Annotated in this window: 21 protein-coding genes; 9 read left to right on the top strand and 12 right to left on the bottom strand. The window is 56.6% G+C overall.

Annotated elements, in window-relative coordinates; translation table 11 throughout:
- Window positions 1–52: 52 nt before the first annotated feature.
- Window positions 53–487, bottom strand: coding sequence for a DUF1801 domain-containing protein (locus ACR0JR_RS11380; protein ID WP_480456230.1), 435 nt, complete (start codon window positions 485–487; stop codon window positions 53–55).
- Between the two features lie 116 nt (window positions 488–603).
- Between ACR0JR_RS11380 and ACR0JR_RS11375 the strand changes: the two genes are divergently transcribed.
- Complete coding sequence (locus tag ACR0JR_RS11375) at window positions 604–1,536, top strand: MBL fold metallo-hydrolase (protein WP_480456228.1); 933 nt, start codon at window positions 604–606, stop codon at window positions 1,534–1,536.
- A gap of 3 nt (window positions 1,537–1,539) precedes the next feature.
- On the opposite strand, the gene ACR0JR_RS11370 is transcribed toward ACR0JR_RS11375, so the two are convergent.
- The 3 genes from ACR0JR_RS11370 to ACR0JR_RS11360 all read right to left on the bottom strand — a co-directional run bounded on the left by ACR0JR_RS11370 (window position 1,540) and on the right by ACR0JR_RS11360 (window position 5,236).
- Window positions 1,540–2,871: an NAD(P)/FAD-dependent oxidoreductase gene (locus ACR0JR_RS11370; protein ID WP_480456227.1), complete on the bottom strand. Its 1,332-nt coding sequence runs from the start codon at window positions 2,869–2,871 to the stop codon at window positions 1,540–1,542.
- Between the two features lie 148 nt (window positions 2,872–3,019).
- Entirely contained in the window at window positions 3,020–3,241 is a 222-nt protein-coding gene (locus ACR0JR_RS11365) for a hypothetical protein (protein ID WP_480456226.1), read from the bottom strand.
- A 336-nt stretch (window positions 3,242–3,577) separates the two neighbouring features.
- Window positions 3,578–5,236: an NAD+ synthase gene (locus ACR0JR_RS11360; protein WP_480456225.1), complete on the bottom strand. Its 1,659-nt coding sequence runs from the start codon at window positions 5,234–5,236 to the stop codon at window positions 3,578–3,580.
- A 147-nt stretch (window positions 5,237–5,383) separates the two neighbouring features.
- Between ACR0JR_RS11360 and ACR0JR_RS11355 the strand changes: the two genes are divergently transcribed.
- Window positions 5,384–6,874, top strand: coding sequence for an MORN repeat-containing protein (locus tag ACR0JR_RS11355; RefSeq protein WP_480456224.1), 1,491 nt, complete (start codon window positions 5,384–5,386; stop codon window positions 6,872–6,874).
- Window positions 6,875–6,881: 7 nt separating this feature from the next.
- On the opposite strand, the gene ACR0JR_RS11350 is transcribed toward ACR0JR_RS11355, so the two are convergent.
- Window positions 6,882–7,547, bottom strand: coding sequence for an SDR family NAD(P)-dependent oxidoreductase (locus ACR0JR_RS11350; RefSeq protein WP_480456223.1), 666 nt, complete (start codon window positions 7,545–7,547; stop codon window positions 6,882–6,884).
- Window positions 7,548–7,823: 276 nt separating this feature from the next.
- Here ACR0JR_RS11350 and ACR0JR_RS11345 point away from each other — a divergent pair, with 276 nt between their 5' ends.
- On the top strand, window positions 7,824–9,392 hold the full coding sequence (locus ACR0JR_RS11345) for a 2-isopropylmalate synthase (protein WP_010442890.1): 1,569 nt from the start codon (window positions 7,824–7,826) through the stop codon (window positions 9,390–9,392).
- 167 nt (window positions 9,393–9,559) lie between these two features.
- On the opposite strand, the gene ACR0JR_RS11340 is transcribed toward ACR0JR_RS11345, so the two are convergent.
- On the bottom strand, window positions 9,560–10,345 hold the full coding sequence (locus ACR0JR_RS11340; protein WP_480456222.1) for a 23S rRNA (adenine(2030)-N(6))-methyltransferase RlmJ: 786 nt from the start codon (window positions 10,343–10,345) through the stop codon (window positions 9,560–9,562).
- Between the two features lie 154 nt (window positions 10,346–10,499).
- On the opposite strand from ACR0JR_RS11340, the gene ACR0JR_RS11335 reads away from it, so the two are divergent.
- From ACR0JR_RS11335 to ACR0JR_RS11310, 6 genes are read left to right on the top strand one after another with little or no spacing between them, the layout of a single operon-like run.
- On the top strand, window positions 10,500–11,546 hold the full coding sequence (locus ACR0JR_RS11335) for a rod shape-determining protein (protein WP_010442888.1): 1,047 nt from the start codon (window positions 10,500–10,502) through the stop codon (window positions 11,544–11,546).
- Between the two features lie 56 nt (window positions 11,547–11,602).
- The gene (mreC, locus tag ACR0JR_RS11330) at window positions 11,603–12,505 is read left to right on the top strand and encodes a rod shape-determining protein MreC (RefSeq protein WP_480456221.1); all 903 of its coding nucleotides are present in this window, start codon (window positions 11,603–11,605) and stop codon (window positions 12,503–12,505) included.
- On the top strand, window positions 12,498–13,034 hold the full coding sequence (locus ACR0JR_RS11325) for a rod shape-determining protein MreD (protein WP_170781190.1): 537 nt from the start codon (window positions 12,498–12,500) through the stop codon (window positions 13,032–13,034). The genes mreC and ACR0JR_RS11325 overlap by 8 nt, the downstream gene beginning before the upstream one ends.
- Entirely contained in the window at window positions 13,031–14,980 is a 1,950-nt protein-coding gene (gene mrdA / locus ACR0JR_RS11320; protein WP_480456220.1) for a penicillin-binding protein 2, read from the top strand. The genes ACR0JR_RS11325 and mrdA overlap by 4 nt, the downstream gene beginning before the upstream one ends.
- Complete coding sequence (gene rodA, locus ACR0JR_RS11315; RefSeq protein WP_480456219.1) at window positions 14,977–16,116, top strand: rod shape-determining protein RodA; 1,140 nt, start codon at window positions 14,977–14,979, stop codon at window positions 16,114–16,116. The genes mrdA and rodA overlap by 4 nt, the downstream gene beginning before the upstream one ends.
- 10 nt (window positions 16,117–16,126) lie before the next feature.
- On the top strand, window positions 16,127–17,059 hold the full coding sequence (locus ACR0JR_RS11310) for a 2-hydroxyacid dehydrogenase (RefSeq protein ID WP_480456218.1): 933 nt from the start codon (window positions 16,127–16,129) through the stop codon (window positions 17,057–17,059).
- On the opposite strand, the gene ACR0JR_RS11305 is transcribed toward ACR0JR_RS11310, so the two are convergent.
- The 6 genes from ACR0JR_RS11305 to ACR0JR_RS11280 form a co-directional block, all read right to left on the bottom strand.
- Window positions 17,056–19,071, bottom strand: a complete 2,016-nt coding sequence (locus ACR0JR_RS11305; protein ID WP_480456217.1) for a M3 family metallopeptidase — start codon at window positions 19,069–19,071, stop codon at window positions 17,056–17,058. The genes ACR0JR_RS11310 and ACR0JR_RS11305 overlap by 4 nt on opposite strands.
- 52 nt (window positions 19,072–19,123) lie before the next feature.
- On the bottom strand, window positions 19,124–20,182 hold the full coding sequence (locus ACR0JR_RS11300; RefSeq protein WP_480456216.1) for a HesA/MoeB/ThiF family protein: 1,059 nt from the start codon (window positions 20,180–20,182) through the stop codon (window positions 19,124–19,126).
- The gene (dut, locus tag ACR0JR_RS11295; RefSeq protein WP_170474373.1) at window positions 20,182–20,637 is read right to left on the bottom strand and encodes a dUTP diphosphatase; all 456 of its coding nucleotides are present in this window, start codon (window positions 20,635–20,637) and stop codon (window positions 20,182–20,184) included. Before dut ends, ACR0JR_RS11300 begins: the two co-directional genes overlap by 1 nt.
- A gap of 26 nt (window positions 20,638–20,663) precedes the next feature.
- Window positions 20,664–21,860 (bottom strand): bifunctional phosphopantothenoylcysteine decarboxylase/phosphopantothenate--cysteine ligase CoaBC, encoded by a 1,197-nt coding sequence (gene coaBC / locus ACR0JR_RS11290; RefSeq protein ID WP_170781197.1) that lies wholly within the window; start codon window positions 21,858–21,860, stop codon window positions 20,664–20,666.
- Between the two features lie 63 nt (window positions 21,861–21,923).
- Window positions 21,924–22,745, bottom strand: a complete 822-nt coding sequence (locus ACR0JR_RS11285) for a ChaN family lipoprotein (protein ID WP_480456215.1) — start codon at window positions 22,743–22,745, stop codon at window positions 21,924–21,926.
- Window positions 22,742–23,620, bottom strand: coding sequence for an RNA polymerase factor sigma-32 (locus tag ACR0JR_RS11280; protein ID WP_480456213.1), 879 nt, complete (start codon window positions 23,618–23,620; stop codon window positions 22,742–22,744). Before ACR0JR_RS11280 ends, ACR0JR_RS11285 begins: the two co-directional genes overlap by 4 nt.
- Window positions 23,621–23,679: the final 59 nt, after the last annotated feature.

The following is a 23,679-nucleotide window of genomic DNA, read 5'->3' as shown; positions in this document are numbered from 1 at the left end:
TCCTGTTGGCGCGGCTCATGTCACATGGGCGCGTTTTTGTCCAGCAGGGCGTTCAGGTCGGCTCTACCGGCCACATACCTTCTAGGTGTTCGAGCCCAGCCTTGATGAGCTCACGAAGCACGTCGAGATCGATGTCTGACAACGTGTTCACGTAGAGGCAGGATTTCCCCAGCTTGTGTTTACCCAGTCGAGACAGGATATCTCCGAAATCAGCATAACCCGGCATGATGTAGATAGAATGCGCAGCCTTGCGCGGAGAGAACCCGGTCGCCAAAAAATCGCCTTCCCGCCCGGAAGCATAGCGATAGTGATATAGGCCATAGCCAACGATCGACGGACCCCACATCACTGGGGCAAACCCGGTGGTATCCTGAAAGAGCCTGTCCAGCACTTGCGCCTCGTCCGCCTTACGCAGCGGCTGAACGGTCGCCAGAAATTCAGCAATATTTTGCCCGGTGGGCACTGTTTTGTTCTCAGATCGCGGCATGAACAAAAATTAACACGTAATGTTCATCCATGCAGCCCATGTATTGGGTCTATAACTGGCAAGAGAAACGCTCTGACCTATTTCTACTACTGGCGTTCTGACAGGGAGACTTAGATATGACGATCAAATTGACTCGCAGGGCTGCTCTGAGTGCCGCTGCCGCATTGCCTTTTGCCTCTGCCGCGATGCCGGCTTTCGCAGCTGGTAAGCCGAGCAAAGCAAATTCAACCATCGCAAAATCATTCCAGTTGGGCGATTTCACAGTTACCACCCTGCTAGACGGCAGCGTGCCACGTGATGAGCCAAAGGCACTATTCGCAGCTGAAGTATCTGACGACGAATTTGCAGCAATCTCTGCGGAAAACTTCATTCCAACTGATGTTGCGCAATTCTTCTTTACTCCGACACTGGTCCATACCGGCTCTGAACTGGTGTTGTTCGACACAGGCTTGGGTCAAGGCGGTATCCAAGCCGCGCTGGCTGACGTAGGAGTCTCACCTGACCAAATTGATGTGGTCGTGATCACGCACATGCACCCCGACCATATCGGAGGCATGACAACGAATGACGCTCCGACATTTGCGAACGCCCGATTTGTAACCGCCGCGCCGGAATATAATTTCTGGTCTGCGATGGATGCGGGCAACCGCGTCGGAGATATGGTTGCAGCGAAGGTCACACCCCAAGCCGAAAAGATGACGTTCCTTGACGATGATGGAGAGGTCACTTCGGGAATAACAGCGATGGCGGCTCACGGACATACGCCTGGTCACACAGTTTATCATCTGGAAAGCAATGGGCAACGATTGGTTCTGACAGCCGATCTGGCAAATCACTACGTCTGGTCATTTGCGCGCCCCGACTGGCCATTCAGCTTCGATATGGACGCTGCAGCGGCCACCGCCTCGCGTCGGAATGTGCTGGGTATGCTGGCCGCTGATAAAATACCCATGATCGGCTATCACATGCCTTTCCCGGCTGCGGGGTACGTTGAAACACGCGGCGAGGGGTTCCGGTTCGTACCGGTCAGCTATCAAATGATGGGCTAGGGCCTAATAACCAGGATCTGGCCGTACTTTTGAACCATCCGTGAAACGGGACAGGCGAAAGGCGGCTGGATCAACGCAGGGCTTGCTATCGGTGACAATATCCGCCATCAGCCGACCTGCGCCCGGTCCAATCCCAAAACCATGGCCGGAAAACCCGGTTGCGATATGCAGACCCGGGAATTCGTCTACTTTTGAGATAACTGGAATCGCATCCGGGGTCACATCGATCAGCCCGGCCCAGCTTTGGACGATCTCTGCCTCCTCAAGTACTGGCATCGCTTTGCGAGCGTTGGACCAGGCCTGTCGCAACACTTTTCGAGAGGGCTCGGGATCCAGCACCCGGCAGTGCTCAAACGGCGTCACATCGGTGGGCAGCCAAGTTCTGTCTTCTTTCGCCTCGACCATCCAGCGTTGCGACAGGCGAAACCGCAAGGAACGCCACTCTTGCTGAAATGCTGGTAAGAACTGAAGGCCGAGTCGAAAACTGTCAGGAACGATATCCACGGTATTCTCGTGACCCGACGCAATCGTATAGCCCCCGTCCGCACGTTTGCGAATGGCAAAATCATCACTCCAATGCGATACCTCCGGCCCGGACTCTACCGGTGAGGTCCGCAAGACTGTATTCAGCACCTTGAGTTGGGGCAGAGCAATCTCTGCGTTCCCCGCAAAAAGACGCGACCATGCCCCACCCGCCAACACCACCTGACTGCAACGAACTCGCCCACGTTCGGTGAAGACACCCGCAATCCGACCTGCCTCGAGATCGACGCTGCGCACTGCGCATTGTGTCATGATCGCGGCCCCACAATTGCGGGCCGCCTCGGCCATTGCGGGGGCCGCCCATTGCGGCTCAGCCCGTCCGTCTTGCGGCATGTAGAGCCCAGTCTGCGGTTTCATGGTGGAGTTTGGAAATAGTGAGGCCAACTCAGTGTGCGATACCATACGGGCACCTGTCTGCTGCCCTTCAACATTCTCCACCCACCGCGTCAAGTTACCAACGTCGCGTGTGCCTGATGCGCCGAATACGATCCCCGACTGAACATAGCCCGTGCTCCGCCCAATGCGTTCATCCAACCCACGCCAAATGCGCAGAGCTTCCTGCATCAATGGGATCTCGCGTGGGTCGCGCATCCCAAGCCGGACCCAACCCCAGTTACGCGAACTCTGTTCACCGGCGATCCGGCCCTTTTCGCACAACAGGACGGAAATGCCACGCTCGGCCAACTCCAAAGCGGTCGAGGCACCAATTATTCCGCCACCAATAACGACGACATCCACCGATTTAGGAAGGGTAACATCAGATTCGACGGGAGTCGGAGAAGGGCCTGGCATCAACCGCTCGGAAGTTGTTTATCGAAGCGGTATCCAGCCCGAGAACGCGTTTTCTGGCAATGAGAAACGGAGGCAGGTCAACTGAATGCAGCAACCTGTTGCCTATCAGCCAGCACATTACGCACCGCGCGGCACCGGCTGTTCTAATTCAGGCAGCGCCGGACAGTTGCGCCCATGTTTGGCGCAGAAATGATTTGCGGCCAGTATCAGGCTTTGCAGCAAGAACCTCTTGCGACTTCAAGGATGGAAATTCCGGTCGCGTCGGCTCATTGTCTATAACCGCCGCCGGCGCAAGATCCTCTTTGTTCAGAACTTCTGCGATCGAAGCATCAAGCCTTTCTTCATCCAGCTTGCGCGGCTCAGACTCCATTGTTTTCCATTGCAATGGAGCATGAAGCGATTTGTCATATCCATTCGTCATTTGACCACCATCACCTTTACCGACACCCAAAAACACGGATGCCCCAACTCAGATCAACAATCACGGTCGCAGTTTCTGAAATAGCAGAGCGGCTTGCCGGATTACGTCACATTCGCCTCACACAAGGCGAACCCTTGACATAAATGTGGCAAAAAAAGGACCTCATTACAAGCCGAACGTGCGCCAGATCTCCATAACCAGTTGTCATGTATGGACAATTATTATGACTGCAGCCAACTGCCGACGAATTGGAAACAATCATAGCGATAGAAACTGATCCGGGTCTTAATTCTGATCGCGCCAGCGATTTACAATCGGGTAACGACGATCCAACCAGAAGGCCCGCGGGGTCAGCCGGGTGCCCGGCGCGGACTGGAAGCGCTTGTACTCACTGATGTAAATCAGGTGCTCAACGCGCCGCGCGTCGCCTTCATCAAAACCCGCCTCTACGCAATCGGCGATCGAGCCATCCTGATCCACCAATATATCAAGAATGGCGTCCAGAACTGGGTAATCCGGCAGGCTGTCGCTGTCTTTCTGATCTTCACGCAATTCAGCGCTCGGTGGCTTATCGATGACCGAGGGACGGATGACCTCTCCTTCGGGGCCCATCATCCAATCGCGGTGATTGGCGTTGCGCCAGCGACAGGTCTCGAACACGCGGGTTTTGTACAGGTCCTTGATTGGATTGTAGCCCCCGTTCATATCGCCATAAATAGTAGCATATCCTACCGCGACCTCGGACTTGTTGCCGGTCGTCAGCAGCATCTCGCCAAACTTGTTCGAGATCGCCATCAACAGCAGACCACGTAGGCGGGACTGAACGTTTTCTTCGGTCAAATCTTCCTCGCGCCCGGCAAATAGCGGGGCAAGCGTGTTGGTCACCGCTGTCCGACCTTCGGAAATCGGAACAAAATCATAGTGAACTCCCAACGCCTTCGCGACGGCTTCGGCATCATCCAGTGAGCTTTGGCTGGTATATTCCGATGGCAACATAACGCAGCGCACATTGTTCGCCCCGATGGCATCTACCGCAATCGTCGCAACCAATGCTGAGTCAACACCCCCCGACAAGCCAAGCACCGCCTTTTTAAAGCCGGTTTTAGCCATGTAGTCGCGCAGGGACTGCACCATAGCGCGATAGTCCTGCTCCCATGCATCTGGCTGCGGCACCACCTCTGCAAGATCGATTCGCCAGCCGTCGTCGGTGCGCATCAGATCGATGTTTTGCACCGCTTCATCAAAGACCGGCATACGGAATGCAAGCTCTCCGCCGGGGTTCAGACCAAAAGTGGCACCATCAAAAACCTGATCATCCTGCCCGCCGACCATGTTCAGATAGATCACTGGCAAGCCTGTCTCGACCGTACGCGCAACCATATGGTTCAGCCGGATGTCGTATTTGTCTCGGAAATAGGGCGACCCATTGGGGATTAACAGGAACTCAGCCCCGGTTTCCTCGAGCGTTTCGGCGACATCCTCGTGCCAGCCATCCTCGCAAATCGGACTCCCCACCCGGACGTTACCGACTGCATAGGGCCCACCCATTGGACCTGCGTCATAGAGCCGAACCTCGTCAAAGACGGTTTCATTTGGCAAGTGATGCTTGAGAACCTTGCTTACGATCTTCCCACCTTTGAGGATCAGATACGCGTTATAAAGCTTGTCTTCCTCGACCCAAGGACCTCCGATTGCCAGCGCAGGGCCCTCGTCGCAGTCTTCCGCCAGCGCCTGTACAGCTTGCATCGCCGCACGATGAAACACAGGCTTCATCACCAGGTCCTGAGTATTGTAACCGGTGATGAACATCTCAGGCAGCGCCACCAAATCAGCCTGCGCCGCGCGCCCTTGCTGCCAAGCCGCAGCAGCCTTTGCGGCATTCCCTTCGATATCCCCAACGGTTGGGTTCAGTTGCGCCAGAGTGATGCGGAAACGGTCGGCCATTTTGCCCTCTTGCCCTCGTCAGTCCCTCAGGGATTTAGCAGATCACAGCGCGAGTGAAAGGCAAATGCGGCAAAACCCGTTGCTCTGCCCCCTGCGGTATCCTAGTTTTGCGCCAACATCTCATAAGAGCCGCAGGCAGGTACAATTATGAACGCGATCCGCACATCCCTTACCGCTGCTACATTCGCCATGCTGACGCAAATTGCAGCGGCCCAGCAAAATGATCAGATCATCGTAGCCGACGACGACGTCGGGGGTGTTTACGAAGGCACATTCGAAAACGGCCTGCGGCACGGCACAGGCACTTATCGGCTGCCCAGCGGATTCGAATATTCCGGTGAGTGGGTCGAAGGAGAGATTCAGGGTAAGGGTACGGCACGATACGCCAATGGTTCGGTCTACGAAGGCGATTTCGTAAAAGGCCAACCTGAAGGACTCGGAAAGATCGTTTACGCCGACGGGCAAACCTATGAAGGTGAATGGTCCAAAGGTGCGATCAATGGCGATGGTATTGCCGAGTACAACAATGGCATGCGGTACGAGGGCACGTTCAAGGAAGCTAAGCGCCACGGTCAGGGCGTGCTGATCAGTGCCGACGGATATATCTACGATGGAGATTGGGTGGACGGCCAAAAAGAAGGCAAGGCCAAGATCGCCTACGCTGACGGCAGCACTTATGATGGCGATGTCAAAGCCGGGAAACGTGCTGGTACGGGCACTCTGAATCTGACTGGCGGATTGACCTATACCGGTGACTGGCTTGATGACAATATGACCGGAACCGGTCGGCTCACACACCCCAATGGAGACGTCTACGAAGGCGCGCTGATCAATGGGCGGCGTCAGGGCGAAGGCAAAGTCACGTACGCCAGTGGCGCGGTCTATGAAGGTAATTTCGCCGACGACCTGCGTCAGGGACAAGGCACATTTACCGGCACTGACGGCTTTCGCTATACCGGCGAATGGTCAGATGGTCAGATCGCGGGACTGGGCGAGGTAACCTATGCGGATGGTTCCGTTTATGTCGGTGACTTTCTGGATGACCTGCAGCACGGCAAAGGGCGGACGACCTATCCAAACGGCACTGTTTATGACGGCGACTGGGTTGCAGGCGTATTTGAAGGCACCGGAACAGCGACCTATCCAAATGGAACTGTCTATTCGGGGCAGTTTAGAAACGCGCGCAGTCATGGCAAAGGCGTTCTGACCTTCGCCAACGGCTATCGTTATGACGGAGATTGGGTCGATGGTGTCCGGCAAGGGAAGGGCAAAGCCACGTTCCCGGACGGTATTATATATGAAGGCGAGTTTAAGGATGGCAAACGCCACGGACTAGGAACGCTCACTCGCCCCGGCGGTTTCAGTTATACAGGCGAATGGTCTGACGGAAAAATCAACGGTGCTGGCATAGCAACCTATGAAACAGGCGACGTCTACGAAGGCAATTTTCTGAACAATAAGCGTCACGGTGAAGGGACAATGCGTTTCGCCGGTGGTGAAGTTGAATCTGGGATCTGGGAAAATGATACGCTGGCGCATGAAACAGATACCCCTGCTGAGACATCTGATCCAGAACCAGAGGCCGAACCTTCGGAACCTCAGACCGATACAGATAACGCAGATACGAGTGACGGCTAAAAAAGCCCTACCAAGGCACGCGCTTGCCAACCCAGTCAAAAAACCCGCCCGTGTCGGTTGGTGAGAGCCCTGAGATAACGGCAAGCAAATTCTCCGCCGCCTCTTCGGGCTCGACTGCAGGGTGGCGACCGAGATATTTTTTCGTAAATGCAGTCTTAACCGTGCCGGGGTGCATCACGACACACGCAGCTTGTTTATGCGTGCGCGCCAGCTCAATCGCGGCTGTATGCACGATCTGGTTCACCGCAGCCTTCGATGCACGATAGCTTACCCAACCACCAAGTCGATTGTCTTCAATTGACCCAACGCGCGCCGACAACACAACGAAAGCTGCTTTTCGGTCACGTGGTAACAGCCTGTGAGCCTGTTTGAGGACCAATGCCGGGCCAATAGCATTCAGGGCAAACTGGTCCATCATCGCGCGGGCTGACACGGCGCGCATCGACTTCTCAGGTTCAGCCCCGTTTATCTCAAGCGCGCCAGATGCAACGATAATCAGATCGAACGGATCAGAGAGAGTATTCAAAATCCGCGCAACCCCATCAGGGTCCGTCAGGTCAAACCCATCCACAGACAGTGACAATCGCGTCACCTCAACGCCCCGCGCTTGCAACAAATCGCTCAGCGCGCGCCCAATTCCACCAGATGCACCTATGATTAATGCGGTTTCCATGACTTCAGAGCTAGAAGGAAACCAAGTCCCTTCAACAGCTCAATCAATTTCAACTAGGGTTCATTTTCCCGCTTTTCATTCGCCATGCGCCCTGTATAAGCTGAAGCCCATGATCAACCGCGCAGATATCGCTTTTGCCGACGCCGCATCCTGCGGTGCATCGCTGCGTGGTCTACTGATCCTAATCCGCCTCTGAGCGTGCCATCCGGCGCGCCCGCTCAGAGGAGGACGCCCGCGCGCCAAGAGGCTTTAGGACAGAAGAAGAAAGAGAACCCCATGACAAACGTGACCGACCAAGACCGCGTCGTGATCTTCGACACCACATTGCGCGATGGCGAGCAAAGCCCGGGCGCGACTATGACTCACGATGAAAAGCTGGAGATTGCCGAGCTTTTGGATGAGATGGGCGTCGATATCATTGAAGCAGGGTTTCCGATCGCATCGGAAGGCGACTTCAAGGCAGTATCCGAGATCGCCGAACGGTCGAAGAACAGCCGCATCTGCGGTCTGGCCCGCGCCAATTTTGCCGATATAGACCGCTGTTGGGAGGCCGTGAAACACGCCGAGAAGAACCGGATTCATACATTCATCGGCACCTCGCCGCTGCATCGCGCCATCCCGAACCTGACGATGGATGAGATGGCCGACAAGATCCACGAAACGGTCACCCATGCGCGCAACCTGTGCGAAAACGTGCAATGGTCGCCGATGGATGCAACGCGGACCGAGTGGGATTATCTGTGCCGCGTAATCGAGATTGCGATCAAAGCGGGTGCGACCACAATCAACATTCCCGATACTGTCGGCTACACCGCCCCGGTCGAGTCTGCCGACCTGATTAAACGCCTGATCGAAACGGTCCCCGGTGCAGATGAGGTGGTCTTTGCAACGCATTGCCATAACGACCTTGGCATGGCGACCGCGAACTCTCTGGCCGCAGTCGCGGGTGGCGCGCGCCAGATCGAATGCACCATCAACGGACTCGGCGAACGCGCTGGCAACACCGCGTTGGAAGAAGTTGTCATGGCGTTGCGCACCCGTAACGACATCATGCCCTGGCACACTGGCATCGACACCACCAAGATCATGCATATCTCGCGCAGGGTGGCGACCGTGGCGGGCTTTCCTGTCCAGTTCAACAAGGCCATCGTGGGTAAAAATGCTTTCGCCCATGAAAGCGGTATTCACCAAGACGGAATGCTGAAGAACCGCGAGAATTTTGAGATCATGCGGCCCGAGGATATTGGTCTTTCAGGCACGTCATTGCCGCTGGGCAAGCACTCGGGCCGGGCTGCACTGCGCGACAAGCTTGAGACGCTGGGCTTTGAGGTCGGAGACAACCAACTCAAGGATATTTTTGTGCGTTTCAAGGATCTTGCAGATCGCAAGAAAGAGGTCTTTGACGACGATCTGATCGCCTTGATGTCGCTGGACGACGACGACGATCGTTTGCAACTGGTGTCGATGAAAGTGACCTGTGGTACAGGCGGTCAGGCTGAATCGACGGTCGAGCTTGAGTTCGATGGCAAAGATGTCATCGCCACCGAGCACGGCGACGGACCAGTGGACGCAACATTCAAAGCGATACGAGCGATTTACCCGAACAAGGCGCATCTGCAGTTGTATCAGGTCCATGCAGTGACCGAAGGTACAGACGCGCAAGCCACGGTTTCGGTCCGGTTGGAAGAGGATGGCATGATTGCCACCGGTCAGTCAGCAAATACGGATACCGTTGTTGCCTCGGCCAAAGCTTATATCCACGCGCTGAATCGCCTGATCATGCGTCGTGAAAAAGCTGGCCCTGGTGCCGATACACGCGAAATCAGCTACAAAGACTTAACCTGATCCAAGGGTCAAAGGCTCCCGCACCCGCGGCGGCTCGACTTCGCCAACACTTCTTGGGTTTTGGGCCCGGCAGCGTGCCTATGGCGCGCTTCCGGGCCCAACGCGTTTGAGAGCATCTTTGATGCAGGCGAACAGGACGGGTGTTTTCCCTGTCTAATTCATGCGTTTCAGAGTTGAGCGAACATCTCCGTCAGGCGGCGCGTTTCGTCTTCAATTCCAAAGGGTGCATTCAATATGAACATGCCCGATCCAACCATACGATGACCTTCGCGCGCTGGAGCGAACGTGACCTCATGGCAAATCGTTTTGGGATATCCGGCGGATTTCAGTGATGAAATCATAGCCTTGTGTCGCGCATCCGTCAGGATTGGATACCAGAGTGCGATTACCCCCACATTCCACTTGCGATGCAATTTAGCGATCACCCCAGGCAAACGGTCATACTCAGCTTTCACTTCATAGCTGGGATCGATCAGCATCATCCCACGCCGGGGCGTCGGTGGCAGCAGAGATTGCGCAAGTTCGAACCCGTCTTGCCGGTAAACCTTCGCCCTGTACGGCGACAGTGCAGTAGCCAGTGCCGCATGTTCCTGAGGATGCAACTCGGCAAGGTGCAAACTGTCCTGTTCTCTGAGCAGATTTGCAGCGATTAATGGGGAACCGGGATAAGCAGGCGCGCCATATCGGGCCTGCATAGTCCCCAGCAACTGCATCATTGGGTGATCCGGATCAAACCAACCCTCACGCTGCGCACGCGCGATACCGGCAGCCGCTTCTCCCGTTCGGATCGCCTCGGCCGCGTCAAGCTCATACAGACCACGCCCCGAATGCGTCTCGATATAACTGATCGGCTTGTCCTTTTGGGTCAGATACCGCAGCGTCCACGCCAATAAAGCGTGCTTTTGTACATCAGCCAGATTTCCAGCGTGGTAAATATGTTGATATGAGAGCATTTTGCCTTCTAAAGTCCCTACCAATAAGGCGGAAAGGTGCTGACTATCGCGGAATCAGCCCTTTAACCGGACGAGTTGGCACCCTATAAGGCATCCGTCCCGGAACCGTCGAGTCGCGGGCAGTGGAAATTCGGACAAACGGGATCAGGGAAATATGGGCATCTTTGGCACTCTGGGCGGCCTGTTCACAGCGGACATGGCTATAGACCTCGGAACAGCGAACACGCTTGTTTACGTCAAAGGGCGCGGTGTGATCCTATCCGAGCCGTCGGTTGTTGCCTACCACGTCAAGGATGGCGTGAAGAAGGTTCTGGCCGTCGGCGAGGACGCCAAACTGATGTTGGGTCGAACGCCAGGCTCGATCGAAGCGATCCGCCCGATGCGCGAGGGCGTCATCGCTGACTTCGACACCGCGGAAGAGATGATCAAGCACTTCATCCGCAAGGTACATAAGCGCTCGACCTTCTCCAAGCCCAAGATTATCGTCTGCGTCCCTCATGGCGCGACACCCGTTGAAAAACGCGCGATCCGTCAATCTGTTCTGTCTGCAGGCGCGCGACGCGCGGGCCTGATTGCCGAACCGATTGCAGCTGCGATCGGTGCGGGCATGCCAATCACCGACCCAACTGGCAACATGGTCGTTGATATCGGCGGCGGCACCACCGAGGTCGCGGTTCTTTCGTTGGGCGACATCGTTTATGCTCGTTCGGTCCGCGTGGGTGGTGACCGCATGGACGAGGCCATCATCTCGTATCTGCGTCGCCAGCAGAACCTGTTGGTCGGTGAATCGACCGCTGAGCGCATCAAGACCACAATCGGCACTGCACGGATGCCCGATGATGGGCGTGGGCAGTCGATGCATATCCGAGGCCGCGATCTGTTGAACGGCGTGCCTAAGGAAATCGAGATCAGCCAGGCTCAGGTGGCCGAAGCACTGTCCGAGCCCGTTCAGGCGATCTGCGAGGCGGTGATGACCGCGCTGGAAACCACACCGCCCGATCTGGCGGCTGATATCGTCGACCGCGGCGTCATGCTGACCGGTGGCGGTGCGCTGTTGGGCGATTTGGATCTGGCTCTCCGCGAACAGACCGGGCTGGCCGTTTCAATCGCTGATGAAAGCCTGAATTGTGTGGCTTTGGGCACCGGCAAAGCGCTGGAATACGAAAAACAACTGCGCCACGCGATTGACTACGAAAGCTAAGGCGCGCACCCTTAGGGTACGAAAACTCGGGCACGAGCAGCACGGGAAGGTAACCTGTGGCAAAGGACCGATCACAGCGCGACGAATACACGACACCCCTGCGCCGATTGCTTGTGGGGATCGTTGTTTTATGCCTGCTCGGTATCTTCTTGGTCTGGCGCATCGACAGCCCGCGTGTCGAACGTTTCCGTGCTCAGGTGGTAGACACTGTTGTACCTTCGATGGAGTGGGCGATGGTGCCGGTTACCGCGTTGATCCACCTGTCGCGTGACTTCCAAAGCTACCAGCGCCTTAGCGAACAAAACCAGGAACTACGCAGCGAATTACGCCTGATGCGCGCCTGGAAAGAGGCCGCATTACAGCTGGAGCAGGAAAACGCCCGCCTGCTGGATTTGAACAATGTACGCCTCGATCCGCGACTGACCTACGTTACCGGCGTCGTAATGGCTGATAGCGGATCACCCTTCCGGCAATCAGTTCTGCTGAATGTCGGCGAGCGAGATGGTATCGTGGATGGCTGGGCTACGATGGACGGGATTGGCGTGGTCGGGCGCATCTCGGGTGTTGGGTCCGATACTTCGCGCGTGATCCTGTTGACCGATGCCTCAAGCGCAATCCCCGCCACCATACAACCATCGGGTCAGACTGCATTAATTACCGGTGATAATACCTCTGCACCCGCTGTCGAATTTCTCGAAAACCGGGAACTGGTTCGACCCGGCGACCGTGTTGTGACATCCGGCGATGGGGGAGTATTCCCCGGCGGCCTGTTGATTGGACAGATCAGCGTTGATCCGGGCGGCAGGTTACGCGTACGACTTTCCGCCGATTTCGAGCGTCTCGAATTCTTGCGTGTTCTACGCTATCAGTCCGCACCACCAATTAGCGATTCAGGAGACATAGTCGGTCCGCGCCAGCCCGAGGCAGCTTTGACCACACAAGGGGTCAACGATGGATAAGTCGGTCTCCTCTCTTTGGGCTAAACGCAGCTTGTATGTCGCCTTGGCGATAATAGTGATGTTCCTGCACTTGTTGCCGCTGGACACGAAACCTGATCGGCTACCGTTTCCAGATATCATGATCGCGCTTACCTATGCGTGGGTATTGCGGCGACCCGAATACGTTCCAATCCTGACGATTGCCGTCGTCATGTTCATGGCTGATTTGTTGTTACAGCGCCCGCCCGGTCTGCTGGCTGCATTGGTGGTGTTAGGGGCGGCCTATCTCCATTCCGCCTCCGTTGGCATGAAAGATTTGGGATTTATAGGCGAATGGACGACTGTCGGAGCCGTAATCACAGTTGTTTTTGTACTTAACCGCCTCCTTCTTGCTATCCTGTCAGTGCAACAGGCGTCATTGGGGCCGGTGGTAGTGCAAGTGGTACTGACAATCGCAATCTATCCCTTGATGGTCCTGATGAGCCAAAGTGCCTTTGGTGTGCGACGAAAATCGGTCGCGGACAGCACAATGCCCCGAGTGCGGTCATGAAACAGAGAAAACCAAAACCTCAGGGTCTGGCTTACAAGCGGCTACCGCGCCGCGCCTTGATTTTAGGTGGATTGCAAGCGGCCTTTGTTGGTGGCCTCGCTGCCCGAATGCGGTTCATGCAGGTTGATCAGGCGGATGAGTATCGCTTGCTGGCCGAAGAAAACCGTATCAATATTCGCCTGATCCCACCAACCCGGGGCCGGATCTACGATCGAAACGGGCAGATCATTGGGCAAAACTCACCGTCTTATCGCATCGTCATCGTGCGTGAGGATGCGGGCGACATCGACAAAGTCATTTCCAAACTCTCGGAACTGATCCCGCTGACCGTAGATGAAATTGAACGTGCCAAGACGGAAATGCGTCGCTCTGCCCCGTTCTTGCCAGTTACATTGGCTGACCAAGTAACGTGGGAGGATATCTCAAAAGTTGCCGTCAACGCTCCGGCCTTGCCTGGTGTCACTCCCGAGGTAGGATCTACGCGCCAGTACCCGCGCTATGAGGATTTCGCCCATGTGGTCGGTTATGTCGGCCCGGTCAGCGATTATGACCTGAGCCAAATCGAAGACCCCGAACCAGTTCTGCGTATTCCACGGTTCCAGATTGGCAAGGTTGGTTTGGAAGCCAAGCAGGAAATCAGCTTGCGTGGCAAGGCAGGCGCAAAACGGGTCGAGGTCAATGCCACAGGCCGCGTCATGCGTGAACTGGATCGGCAAGAGGGTCTTGCCGGGGCCGATCTGCAACTAACTGTTGATGCCGATCTACAGCAGTATGCTCAGGCCCGTCTGGCTGGCGAAAGTGCTGCAGCCGTCGTGATGGACTGCGAAACTGGCGACATCCGCGCCATCAGCTCGGCCCCGAGTTTTGATCCGAACTTGTTCGTGCGCGGCATTTCAGTGGCCGACTATCGTACTTTGACGAATGACAAATACCGTCCGCTGGCCAACAAAACGGTACAGGGCACCTATCCACCGGGATCAACCTTCAAGATGATCACTGCCATGGCCGCGCTTGAGGCCGGAGTAATCAGCCCCTCCAACACGGTGTACTGCCCCGGTCACATGAAAGTCGGCAGCCGCCGCTTCCACTGTTGGAAACGCGGAGGGCACGGGTCAGTTGACCTTGAAACATCGCTGAAGCGTAGCTGCGATGTATTCTACTATGACGTGGCAATCCGCGTTGGGATCGACAAGATTTCCGAGATGGCAAACACTTTCGGGTTGGGTATCAAACATGACATCCCGATGTCTGCGGTAGCTGCGGGGCTTGCCCCTAATCAGGAATGGAAGCAACGCATCCACGGGCAGGACTGGCTGGTGGGTGACACCGCGAATGCCTCGATCGGTCAGGGTTTCATGCTCGCATCACCACTCCAACTGGCAGTCATGACTGCACGACTGGCGACCGGTCGTGCGGTAAAACCACGGCTGGTGCGCTCGGTTGACGGGATCGAGCAGCCCTCGGGAGCAGGCGAACCGCTGGCCGTTAATCGCAACAATCTTGAGCAAGTGCGCAAGGCAATGTTCTCGGTCTCGAATAATCGGCGCGGCACGGCATACCGCAGTCGGATCATCGCTGATGAGTTCCGCATGGCCGGTAAGACGGGTACGAGTCAGGTGCGCAACATCACCAAAGCCGAGCGCGCCGCAGGGGTAATCCGCAACGAAGACCTGCCGTGGGAGCGTCGGGACCACGCGCTGTTCGTAAGCTTCGCGCCCTACGACAATCCGAAATACGCAGTGGCCGTGGTGGTGGAACATGGCGGCGGCGGCTCAAAAGCAGCCGCACCGGTGGCGCGCGACATCATGCTACAGGCACTCTACAACGGCACTCCACCGCTCGAAGCCTACCCGGCTGGTGACCGCGAGCGTATCAAGGAACAACAAAAGCGACTTGAGGGGGATCGCCGCCCCAAAGCGCGTCCTGATGAAAAGGACCGCGCATGAGCTATCTTGAAAATGCCGTCAAATCCACGCCTTCGGGCTTCCGCAAGTTCCTCTATATGAACTGGCCGCTGACGCTGCTTTTGATCAGCGTCGCCAGCGCCGGTTTCCTGATGCTGTATTCGGTGGCGGGCGGGTCTTGGATGCCATGGGCCGAACCTCAGATGGAGCGTTTCGGCCTGGGGCTGGCGGCAATGTTCATCGTCGCCATCGTTCCTATCTGGTTCTGGCGCAATATGTCGGTCGTAGCCTATCTGGGATCCATAGGATTGCTGATTGTGGTGGAACTGTTCGGTACCATCGGCATGGGCGCGCAGCGCTGGATTGATCTGGGGTTCATGCGGCTCCAGCCTTCTGAGGTCATGAAAGTCGCGTTGGTGATGGTCCTCGCTGCCTATTACGATTGGCTGCCTGCCCATAAAACCTCGCGACCGTTGTGGGTGATTCTCCCGGTCCTTCTGATCCTGATTCCGACATTTATGGTTCTGAAACAACCCGATCTAGGCACATCAATCCTGCTGCTTGCCGCTGGCGGAGGTCTTATGTTTCTGGCTGGTGTCCATTGGGCCTATTTCGCCGCCGTCATCGCGGCGGGGGTTGGACTGATTGCCACGGTGTTCAACAGCCGTGGGACGGAATGGCAACTGCTCAAAGACTACCAGTTCCGACGAATCGACACCTTCCTCGATCCTTCCACCGACCCGCTCGGCGCGGGATACCACATCACGCAGTCGAAGATCGCGCTTGGGTCAGGCGGTTGGAACGGGCGCGGCTTTATGCAGGGCACGCAGTCACGCCTTAATTTTCTACCCGAAAAACACACCGACTTCATCTTCACCACTCTGGCGGAAGAGTTCGGCTTTGTCGGTGGCATAACCCTGCTGATCCTATATGGCCTGATCCTGATCTTCTGTATGGTCACTGCCCTGTCGACCAAGGATCGGTTCTCGTCGCTGGTAACGCTGGGCATTGCGCTAAACTTCTTCCTGTTCTTCGCCGTCAACATGTCGATGGTGATGGGGCTTGCCCCGGTTGTTGGCGTGCCTCTGCCAATGGTCAGTTATGGCGGTTCTGCCATGCTGGTCCTGATGGCCGCCTTTGGCATTGTCCAAAGCGCTCACATCCACCGCCCCCGCTGAAAGGTTCCCCATGCCCGTGAATGTCCTGTTTTCCGCGCGCCCTGAGTTGTGGCCAGAGTATGAGCCTCTGATGCGCCAATACCTGACCGACGCGGGGCTGGATTTTCACTTATCCAAAGACATCCCAGCAGATCAGGTTGACTACATCGTCTATGCCCCGAACGGAGGGGTACAGGATTTCACTCCCTTCTCGCAGCTCAAAGCGGTGCTGAGCCTCTGGGCAGGGGTTGAGAAGATCTCGGGCAATGAAACCCTCACAGTTCCGCTGGCGCGGATGGTCGATGGTGGATTGACGCAGGGCATGACCGAATGGGTGGTTGGGCACGTACTGCGCTATCACCTTGGCATGGACTGTCACATCACGCAGCAGGATGGCACGTGGACACCGGATGCTCCGCCGCTGGCCTCTCAGCGAACGGTCTGCATATTGGGATTGGGCGCATTGGGTGAGGCCGCTGCCCTCGCTCTGGCCGCATTGAATTTTCATGTCATCGGCTGGAGCCGTACCGCAAAGAATATCGCCGGCGTCAACTGCCTGCACGGGCAGGATGGGTTGCGAGAAGCGCTGTCACAGGCAGAAATCGTTGTGCTCCTGTTGCCCGATACACCTGCCACCGAAAACATCTTGAATGCAGACACGCTCGCCCTGCTTCCCAAAGGCGCACAGATCGTTAATCCGGGGCGTGGGCCTTTGATTGATGACGACGCCTTGCTGCAGGCGCTAGGTTCGGGTCAGATCGGACATGCCACACTGGATGTATTCCGAGTCGAACCGCTGCCGGTCAACCATCCGTACTGGGCGCATCCCAACGTAACCGTCACACCGCACATCGCCTCGGAAACGCGCCCCGTCACAGCAGCACAGGTGATATGCGAAAACATCCGACGAGGTGAGGCAGGAGAGCCCTTCCTGCACCTCGTCGATAGAGACCTCGGTTACTAGGCAGCAATCAAACCGCGACCCTTAAGCAAGGCATCGACGCCGGGCAGGCGACCACGGAAGGCCAGATAGAGATCTTCAGCCTCGCGTGATCCGCCCGTAGACAGGATATTGTCCTCCAGCGCCTTAGCGCGTTCAGGATCGAACGCCCCACCTGCCTCTTCAAAGGCGGCAAAGGCATCTGCGTCCATGACCTCGGACCACATATAGCTGTAGTAGCCCGAGCTATAGCCGTCTCCCGCGAAGACGTGGGCGAAATGCGGAGTGGCATGGCGCATGCCAATAGCAGAAGGCATCCCTATTTCCGCAAGAACCTCGGCCTGTTTGTCCATCGGATCAGCGGGCGCTGCCCCATCGTGGAACGCCAGATCAACCAGCGCCGAGGCAACATATTCCACAGTCTGAAAGCCTTGATCGAAATTGGCCGCTTTCAGAACCTTTTCCAGCATTTCCTGCGGCATCGGCTCATCGGTATCCGCGTGCGTGGCGAACTCGGCCAATACCTCCGGCACTTCCAGCCAGTGTTCGTAGAGCTGGCTGGGCAACTCGACAAAATCACGCGCCACTGAGGTGCCAGAAATGCTTTCATAGGTCACATTGGACAACATCTGATGCAGGGCATGGCCGAATTCGTGGAACAGTGTTCGCGCATCGTCATAAGACAGCAGTGCCGGGTCACCCTTGGCGAAGTTGCACACATTGATAACGACAGGCGCCTGTATCTTCGGAAACTTTGCCTGCCCCCGCATGGCGCTGCACCATGCGCCTGATCGTTTCGATCCACGTGCAAAGTAGTCTCCGATGAAGACCGCAACATGTTCGCCGTTCCGGGTTACCTCCCACGCACGACAATCAGGATGGTAGAGAGGCACATCCAACGGAGCAAATTCCAGCCCGAACAGACGATTGGCGCAGGCAAACGAGGCTTCAATCATCCGATCCAGTTGCAGATAGGGCTTTAGCGCCGCCTCATCCAGATCATGTTCGGCTTTGCGCCGTTTCTCGGCATAGTAACGCCAGTCCCAGGCTTCCAATGGGCCGTTGATGCCGTCCTCTTGCATCATTTGTGTCAACTCATCGGCGTCTGCATCTGCTCGCTTTTTCGCAGGTTCCCAGACCTGCATGAGAAGGTCGCGCACCCGATCAGGTGTCCGTGCCATCTCAGTTTCCAGTTTGAAATCGGCAAAGCTGTCATAGCCGAGCAGCTTGGCGCGTTCTTCACGCAGTTTCAGGATTTCGGCAGCAATCTCGCGATTGTCAGTCTCACCGCCATTTGCGCCACGAGCCGTCCACGCACGATAGGCTTTTTCTCTTAGATCCCGGCGAAGTGAAAACTGCAGAAACGGCACAATAAGCGATCGCGACAGCGTCACCACCGGCCCATCCGCGCCCTTTTCCTGTCCGGCTGCCCGGGCTGTATCGACGACAAAACCGGGCAATCCCTGCAGATCTTCTTCGGCGAGTTCCATGAACCAATCCCGCTCATCTGCCAACAGATTCTGCGTGAAAGACGTGCCCAATGAGGCCAGACGGGCCTTGAGCTCTTGCATCCTCGCATCGTCATCTCCGGTCAACGCGGCCCCAGCCCGCACGAATCCTCGATGGGATAACATCAGAACGCGCGCCTGTTCGTCGGTCAGACCCAATTCGTCGCGCCGATCCCACAGATCAGCCACCCGCTGAAATAGGGATTTGTTCGAAGAAATGCGTGAGTAATGTGCGGCGAGTTTCGGTGAAAACGCGCGTTGGAGTTCCTCGCGCTTGGGGTTGCTGTCAGCGCCTGCGACGGTGAAGAACACCGACAAGACTTTGTCCATCTGCTCACCGGCGGCTTCAAGTGCTTCAATCGTATTGGCGAATGTGGGCGTGTCTGGATTTGCCGCAATCGCATCGATCTCAGCATCATGCGCTTGCATCGCCTGCTCCAGCGCAGGAGTGAAATCATCATCCGAGATCGTCGCAAATGGGGCAATTTCGAAGGGCGTATTCCAGTCGGACAGGATCGGGTTGGTCATTGAGGTCTCCTTTGACCTCATAGCTAAGACCGCCCGACGCAATGATCCAGAGCTAGTCTGAACTTTGAGCTCCTGACCCGCATATCGGACAATCTGCGCGGTGCGCCAAGGTGATCTTGCGGCTTTCGCCGTAAAGCGCGTCGTAGATTAACATCTCACCCCGCAACGCCTGCCCGGCACCGGTGATCACCTTGATCGCCTCAACCGCCATCATCGAGCCGACGACACCGGGCAACGGCCCGATTACGCCTGCCTCGGCACAAGAGGGTGCCAGACCAGGGGCCGGGGCTTCGGGAAATATACACTGATAGCACGGGCCGGAAGTGGCTGGGTCGAACAAGCTCAGTTGCCCTTCCCATTGCGACAACGCTCCCGAGATCAACGGCTTGCCCAGCGCCACAGCCGTCCGGTTGGCCAGATAGCGGGTGTCGAAATTGTCTGTACCATCAAGGATCAGATCAAAATCAGCGAACAGTTCAGCAGCAATCTCTTCAGTCAGGCGGCGATGATAGGGCAGAACCACGACATTGGGGTTCTGCGCCACCATGGCTTGCTGGGCTGAAAACACCTTGGGCATCCCGATATCCGCATCGCGGTGGATCACCTGCCGCTGCAGGTTCGCATTCTCGACCGCGTCATCATCGATCACACCAATGGTGCCAACTCCGGCGGCAGCGAGATATTGCAAAGCGGGTGCGCCGAGGCCCCCGGCCCCGATCACCAACACGCGCGCCTGTTTCATCCGCTTTTGACCCGGTCCGCCAAGTTCGCGCAGAACGATATGGCGGGCATAGCGTTCAAGTTCGGTTTCGCTGAACTGATCGGATGGCATGGCAGGTTCCGACATTGGGCTGGGCGCAGCGCGACTACGTAACGCCTTGATGCCCCGCCCATAAAGCAGAGCTAGCAGAACCACGCCAGAGAGGATCAGCCACATCGCTGCAGACCCGCCAGTCGCCTCACGCAACGGATTTCCCTCCGGCAGCACAAGTTGAGCAATGATCACCCCAGTTAGCAGAGCGCCAACAGAAACCAGACGCGCGGCGCGCGACACACCGGCGATATATCCAACGCCCCATAGCGCGGCAGCCAGGATCAGAACCAGAAGCATCAGCCCCGCCCGGTCGAGCCGAAACCGCCTGCGCCACGGTCGGTCTCACTCAGAACCTCAACGTCCTGAAAAATGGCCTGTACCACAGGCGCGACAATCAGTTGTGCAATACGTTCGCCATGGGTGATTTCGAAAGGCTCCTGCCCCGCATTCAGCACAATCACCCCCAACGGGCCGCGATAATCGCTGTCGATCGTACCCGGGGTATTCGGCAAGGTGATCCCGTGTTTAAGCGCAAGGCCCGAGCGGGGCCGCACCTGAACTTCGAAACCAAGCGGGATCTCGATCCTAAGGCCCGTTGGCACAAGGGTGCGCTCACCTGGAGCTAATATTATTGGCGTACCATTTGGCAAGTTGGCCCGTACATCCGCACCAGCCGCACCAGACGTTTCATAAGAGGGTAACGGCACCGAATGATCAGCCCCTTCCTCTCGGATCACACGAATTGCCACCATCACTGCACCTCAGATTTCAACGACTACTATTTGGTCAGCGCGCCAGCAATCTTAACCGCCAACCGCTTTGCCACTTCGTCTTTACCCATGCGCGGCCATTCTTCGGCACCCTCTTCCGAAATCACGATCACGGCATTTTCGGACCCGCCCATGATGCCCGTCGCGGGACTGACATCATTCGCAACAATCCAGTCACAGCCCTTACGGGCGCGTTTTGCAGTGGCATGTTCGATCACATTGTCCGTCTCAGCCGCAAAACCCACCACCAACAGGGGTCGGCCATCTTCCATATGAGCAATGCGCTTCAGGATGTCTGGGTTCTCAGCGAATTCAAGTGCAGGCAGACCATCACGACTTTTCTTTAGCTTCTTGTCCGAGGCGCTAGATACCCGCCAATCGGCCACAGCGGCTGCGAATACACCAGCATCAACAGGAAGCGCAGCGTCCACCGCATCTGACATCTGCTGCGCCGTCTCAACCCGTACAACATTCACCCTTTCAGGTGGCGAAACGTCAGCCGGACCTGTAACAAAAATAACTTCGGCCCCCAGCGCTGCCAGTGCACGCGCCACAGCCGTGCCCTGTGCACCTGACGAGCGGTTTGCGATGTAACGCACAGGATCAATCGGTTCATGTGTCGGGCCCGAAGTCACCAAAATACGCTTACCAGTCAATGGGCCGGCCGAAAATTGCGCCTCAATCGAAGCAACGATCTCCAGCGGTTCCGACATGCGGCCCGGGCCATATTCTCCGCAGGCCATGTCACCCTCGTTCGGGCCGACAAATCGCACACCATCGGCTTCAAGTTGCGCGAGGTTGCGTTGGGTCGCTGGATGCTCCCACATGCGAACATTCATCGCGGGTGCACACAGAACGGGTGTATCGGTTGCCATCAACAGCGTTGAGGCCAAATCATTCGCCAAACCACCTGCCATCTTGCCCATCAGATCAGCGGTCGCGGGCGCAACCACGATCAGATCTGCCGAACGCGACAGTTGGATATGACCCATCTCGGCTTCGTCGGTCAGATCAAAAAGGTCCCTGTAAACCTTCTCACCGGCCAATGCGGATACGGACAAGGGAGTCACGAACTCCTCCGCGGCGCGCGTTAATACAGGCGTCACTGCGGCACCGCGTTCACGCAGCCGCCGGATCAGATCCAGCGATTTATAGGCGGCGATCCCACCACCAATAATCAGCAGAATGCGTTTGGATGACAGCATGTTTTGCCCTTCCCGTCCCGGTCGGCCCTGACATTAGGCAACGCCGCCGGTCAGTTCCAGCGGTTAATTCTGTGCCTCGAAGGCCTCGCAGGGATCTTCACGTTCTGCAGTAGGGCTATCAATCACGGCGTCGAAGTTTCCGTCAATCAGCCCATCCTCAGATTGCCCGAGCACAAAGACTTTCAGTCCGGGCCGCAAGCGCGTCAAAAAGGTTGGTATTCCGCGATCTTTGCGTGCATGGCCATTGCCCGTGATCACTGCAATCGGCCCGCCAGTTTCATCTGCGGCCCGTAATATGGCACGCGCTAGCACCGCGTCCCGCAAGCGCTGAATTGCAACCATCTGCGGCAGGGCCTCGACAGGCAAAGCATCGCAATGGGCCGCGAGTTGATCCGCCTCACGCGCAACCTGATCATCGTCAGGCAAGGGTACTGTCAGCCCATATCTGGCCGCGTCCGCCCCTAAAGTGGTCGCTGCTCCGCGCTCCATAGCTGCACGCGCGGCAGCTCGAGGCACCATCGCGCCATAAACGGGCACATTGGCCGCGCGAAAAACCGGGTAATACATGCTGAGTGGGGGCCAACCAGACTCAGCCCAGCGCAGAATTCTGGACAGCTCTTCAGGATTACTCGCCGCTTTCTGCGCCAGTCGCTGTGCGCCTTCTTCGGTCACCATTTCCCAGACAACCGCAGATGGCGCAATTGCTGCAACCGCTTCGGCCTGCACGAGATGATGTCGCGGGTTGTCATGTATTTCGCCCAGAATAACGACATCCACCGCTTGCATATCGTCTAAGACATCCTGAGGAATATAATCATCGGCGCTGCCCGGCTGAGGTAGTGCGGCGAGCAACACAAAAGCTGTAAGAATCGCAAGTGCTTTCATGCGAAGAAGTGTTGCACCTCGCGCGATTGAGCTTCAAGGTTCTTGCGCATTTTTATGAAGGCCGCTGCCTCGAGCTGACGCACACGTTCTTTCGACAGACCAAGCTCCTGACCGAGGCTTTCCAAAGTCCGAGCGGGTTCGCGCAACTTTCGTTCTCGCACAATGAACCTCTCACGCTCGTTCAAAGCCTGCATGGCCGTAACCAACCATTCGCGCAATTGCTGCCTATCATGATTGTTCTCGACCGCTTCCGCGGCTTGTTCACTGTCATCTTCCAACGCATCTATCCACTCGCGCCCATCCTCATCTGTCGACTGAATCGCATTCAGTGAGAAATCGGACCCGGCGAGCCGCCCTTCCATCATCTCGACGTCACGCAACGGTACACCGATTTCAGCCGCGATCATCTGGTGCAACTGGTGGCGATCCAAATCCATGCCTTCGGTCGCCGCTTCACGTTCAAGGCGCGCCTGAACCCTTCGCATATTGAAGAAGAGAGATTTCTGGGAAGAAGTCGAACCGGTGCGCACCATTGACCAGTTACGCATCACATAGTCCTGAATGCTCGCCTTGATCCACCACACCGCATAGGTTGAAAAGCGAACGCCCCGATCTGGATCAAACTTGTCGGCGGCTTTCATCAAACCCAGTCCCGCCTCTTGAATCAGATCGTTCATCGGCGCGCCGTAGCGTTTAAATTTTGCTGCCATTGAAATTGCCAACCGCATATAGGCCGTGATCAGGCGGTGCAGAGCTTTCTCATCGCGTTCATCACGCCAGGCATAGGCCAGCTTCAATTCTGTCTCTGCGTCCAGCAATTCGGCCTTCATTGCCTGCCGGGACATCGAAAAATCATGTGCGTTATCAAGTGCCATGCAAATCTCCCTTTTTCACAGGCGATTGGTCGGGCTTGCTTTGCCGACTCAGGGTCGAT

The organism is Ruegeria sp. AA3 (genome assembly GCF_056542905.1).
Note: the sequence above shows the minus strand (reverse complement) of the source record. Positions and strands in the feature narration are given on the sequence as shown.